This window comes from Streptomyces flavofungini, assembly GCF_014650815.1.
Classification (GTDB): Bacteria; Actinomycetota; Actinomycetes; order Streptomycetales; family Streptomycetaceae; genus Streptomyces; species Streptomyces flavofungini.
On the sequence record NZ_BMVR01000050.1, the window covers coordinates 1 to 4,768 of the forward strand.

The following is a 4,768-nucleotide window of genomic DNA, read 5'->3' on the forward strand; positions in this document are numbered from 1 at the left end:
GCCACCCACAGCAACAGCCGCACCCAACAACGGATGCTCCGCCGAACCGAGCCCGATCGCCGCGGCATCACCGGTCGTGTATGTGGCGTCCAGCCAGTAGCGCTCGCGCTGGAACGCGTACGTCGGCAGGTCCACCCGTCGCGTACCGCTGCCGTCGAAGAAGGGCTGCCAGTCGACCTGGACACCGCGCACGTGCAGGTGCCCGGCAGCCGTCGTGGCGGCCACGGCCTCCGGCCGATCGCCCCGCAGCACGGGTACGAAGGCCGCGTCCGGCGCGGACTCCTGCCCCAGCGCCGACAGCGCCCCGCCGGGACCGACCTCGACGAACGTCGCCACGCCCTCGGCGACCAGAGCGCTCACGGCGTCGGCGAAGCGCACCGCCTTCCGCACGTGCCGCACCCAGTAGTCCGGGGAGGCCAGCTCCTCGGCGGTGGCCGGTCGGCCGGTGAGTGTCGACACGATCGGGATCTGGGGCGCCTCGTACGACACGCCCGCGAGGACCCGCTTGAACTCGTCCAGCATCGGGTCCATCAGCGGCGAGTGGAACGCGTGGCTGACCTTCAGCCGGGTCGCCTTGCGACCCGCCTCACGCCACCGCTCCGCGACCGCCTCGACATCAGCGGCCACACCCGAAACAACCACCGAGGCGGGGCCGTTCACGGCAGCGATGTCGACGGTGTCCGGCAGTTCGTCGGCCGCGACCTCGGCCTCCGTCGCCTGGATCGCGACCATCGCGCCGCCCTCGGGGAGCGCCTGCATCAGCGCACCCCGCGCGGACACCACCTTGACGGCATCCGGCAGCGACCAGACACCCGACACATGCGCGGCGGCCAGCTCACCGATCGAGTGGCCCGCCAGCATGTCGGGGCGGACGCCCCACGACTCAAGGAGCCGGAACAGCGCCACCTCGACCGCGAACAACGCGGGCTGCGTCACCCCGGTCTCATTCAGGGCGTCCGCGTCCTGACCGAACAACACCTCACGCACCGACGGATCGAACTCCGCAAGGACCTCGTCAAGCACCGCCGCGAACACCGGGAAACGCTCGGACAGTTCACGCCCCATACCAAGGCGCTGCGAACCCTGACCCGAGAACAGGAAACCCACCCGGCCGGGCTCATCCGCGACGCCCGAGACCACGGCGCCGCTCGCCTGGCTGTCGGCCACCGCCGCCAGAGCAGCCAGGAACTCGTCCCGGTCATCGGCGACGACCACCGCACGGTGCTCGAGCACCGCCCGCGACGACACCAGCGCACGACCCACGTCCGACACGGCCAGCTCACGCGTCGCGTCCACGAAGGACTTCAGACGCCTGGCCTGCTCCCGCAGCGCCTCGGCGCTCCGGGCCGAAAGGACCCACGGCGCGAGCCCGTCGGGCTCCGGCGCCGCGTCGACGCCCAACTCCTGGACGGCCGGGGCCTGTTCGATGATGGCGTGCGCGTTCGTGCCGCTCACGCCGAACGACGACACACCCGCCCGCCACGGCCGACCCGTCTCGGGCCACGGCTGGGTCTCCGTCAGGAGCCGGACGGCGCCCGCGGACCAGTCGACGTGCGTCGAGGGCTCGTCGACGTGCAGGGTGCGCGGCAGCACGCCCTCCCGCATCGCCATGACCATCTTGATCACACCCGCGACACCGGCCGCGGCCTGCGTGTGACCGACGTTCGACTTGACCGAGCCGAGCCACAGCGGGTCACCGCCGCGGTCCTGCCCGTACGTGGCGAGCAGGGCCTGCGCCTCGATCGGGTCGCCCAGCGACGTGCCGGTGCCGTGCGCCTCGACCGCGTCCACGTCGGCCGCGGCCAGGCCCGCGCTGGCCAGTGCCTGGCGGATGACGCGCTGCTGCGACGGGCCGTTCGGGGCCGTCAGGCCGTTCGACGCGCCGTCCTGGTTCACCGCGGAGCCGCGCACGACCGCAAGCACCTCGTGGCCGTTGCGCCGGGCGTCGGAAAGGCGCTCCACGAGCAGCATGCCCACGCCCTCGCCCCAGCCGGTGCCGTCCGCGCCCTCGGCGAACGCCTTGCAGCGGCCGTCCGGCGCGAGGCCGCGCTGGCGGCTGAACTCGATGAACGCACCCGGCGTCGACATCACCGTCACACCGCCGACCAGGGCCAGCTCGCACTCGCCCTTGTTCAGCGCCTGACCCGCCAGGTGCAGGGCGACCAGCGACGAGGAGCACGCCGTGTCCACAGTGACGGCCGGGCCTTCGAGGCCGAACGTGTACGAGAGGCGGCCCGAGATGACGCTCGCCGCGCTGCCCGTGCCCGCGTAGCCCTCGGCGCTCTCCTGCGCGGCCATCAACAGCGCCGCGTAGTCCTGGCCGTTGGTGCCGACGAACACACCGGAGCGGCTGCCGCGTACCGCGTGCGGGTCGATGCCCGCCCGCTCGAACGCCTCCCAGGAGGTTTCGAGGAGCAGTCGCTGCTGCGGGTCCATGGCGAGGGCCTCGCGCGGCGAGATGCCGAAGAAGTCCGCGTCGAACTCGCCGACGTCGTGCAGGAAGCCGCCCTCACGGGCGTAGGTCGTGCCCGCGTGGTCGGGGTCCGGGTCGTAGAGCGACTCCACGTCCCAGCCGCGGTCGGTCGGGAAGCCGGACAGTGCGTCCGCGCCGGACGCGACGAGCCGCCACAGGTCCTCGGGCGACTCGACGCCGCCGGGGAAGCGGCAGCTCATGCCGACGATCGCGATCGGTTCGTCGGCCATGGCGACCGTCGTGCCGGTGACCGTTTCGACCACGGTGGCGCCCGCGAGTTCGGCGCCGAGGTGGGCGGCGAGTGCGGCGGGGGTCGGGTAGTCGAAGACGAGCGTGGCGGGCAGGGCCAGTTCGGTCGCCGCGCCCAGGTGGTTACGCAGTTCGACGGAGCTGAGCGAGTCGAAGCCGAGGTCCTTGAACGCGCGGTCGGGTGCGATGGCGCCCGCCGAGCTGTGGCCGAGCACCACGGCCACGTGACCGAGTACGAGGTCGAGGAGGGCCTTCTCCCGGTCCGCGACGCTCATCCCGGCGAGCGAGCGGGCCAGCGCCGAACTCGCGCCGGGGCCGGACTCGGCGGTCCTGCGCGCGGTACCGCGCACCAGGCCGCGCAGGAGGTGCGGGACGGGGCGGGTGCGGGCCTCGCGGCGCAGCACGGCCAGGTCCAGGGGCACCGGTACGAGCGCGGCGCGGCCGGTCGAGCCCGCCGCGTCGAACAGGGCGAGGCCCTCGGCGGTGCGGAGCGGGAGCAGGCCGCCCCGGCCCATCCGCTTCACGTCGGCCTCGCCGAGGTCCCCGGTCATGCCGCTGGCCTCGGCCCACAGACCCCACGCGAGCGAGGTGGCGGGCAGTCCGGCATCACGGCGGTGCTGCGCGAGCGCGTCCAGGAACGCGTTCGCCGCCGCGTAGTTGCCCTGGCCGGGGGCGCCCAGCGTGCCCGAGACCGAGGAGAACAGGACGAACGCGGACAGGTTCAGGTCGCGGGTCAGCTCGTGCAGGTGCCAGGCCGCGTCGACCTTCGGGCGGAAGACGGTGTCGATCCGCTCCGGGGTGAGCGAGCTGATCACGCCGTCGTCGAGGACACCGGCGGTGTGGACGACGGCCGAGATGTCGTGCGCGGCCAGCAGCGCGGCGACAGCCTCGCGCTCGGCCACATCGCAGGCGGCGAGCACTACTTCGGCGCCCTGCGCGGCGAGTTCGGCGCGCAGTTCCTCGGCGCCTTCGGCGGCGGCGCCGCGCCTGCTCACCAGCAGCAGGTTGCGTACGCCGCGCTCGGCGACCAGGTGCCGGGCCATGAGGCCGCCCAGCGTGCCCGTGGCACCGGTGACCAGCACCGCACCCGGCCCGAAGCCGGGGTCGTCCACCACGGACGGGCTGACCCTGGCCAGGCGCGGGGCGCTCGCGGTGCCCGAGCGGAGCGCCAACTGCGGCTCACCGGTGGCCAGCGCGGACGGCAGCGCGTCCAGCGAGGCCGTCTCCTCGTCGAGGTCGACCAGGACGATCCGGTCCGGGTTCTCCGACTGGGCGGACCGCACCAGGCCCCACACGGCGGCCTGCGCGACGTCCCGTACCGCCTCATCGGCCGAGGCGGCGATCGCGCCCCTGGTCACGACGGCCAGGCGGGCCGCGTCGAAGCGCTCGTCGGTCAGCCAGCTCTGGACCGCGTTCAGCGCCCAGTGCGCGGCGTCGTGCGCGCCGACGGCCGGGTCGGACGCCGAGGTGTCGGGGCACGACAGGACCACGAAGCCCGGCAGTTCCGCCGACTGCGGCTCGGTCAGTGCTTCCAGGTCGGCCCATGCGACCGTCGGGGCGTCGCCGTCGGACAGGGGCACGGACACCCAGTCGACGCCGAACAGCGATTCCCCGTCCTGCCTCGACAGCGTCTCCGCTACGGGACGCAGGACGAGGGAGTCCACCGTCGCGACGGGGGCGCCCGCGCCGTCGGCGAGCGTCAGCGTCACCGCGTCCGCTCCGGCAGGGGCGAGGCGCACGCGCAGTGCCGTCGCGCCGGAGGCGTGCAGCCGCACACCCGACCACGCGAACGGCACCTTGCCGTCGACGTCCGCGCTGTCCGCGAGACCGACCGTGTGCAACGTCGCGTCCAGCAGCGCCGGATGCAGACCGAAGCCGTCCGACTTCACACCATCGGGCAACGCGACCTCGGCGAACACCTCGCCGTCCTTGCGCCACGCGGCCCGCAAGCCCTGGAACACCGGCCCGTAGGCGAGACCGGCGTCAGCCCTCTCGTCGTAGAACCCCTCCAGATCCACAACCTCAGCCCCAGCCGGAGGCCACACC

General features: G+C 73.6%; 1 protein-coding gene. It reads right to left on the bottom strand.

The window, feature by feature from the left end; genetic code table 11:
- Positions 1-4,768, bottom strand: a 4,768-nt coding sequence (locus tag IE274_RS39010) for a type I polyketide synthase (protein ID WP_190120698.1), incomplete at both ends; no start/stop codon positions are given.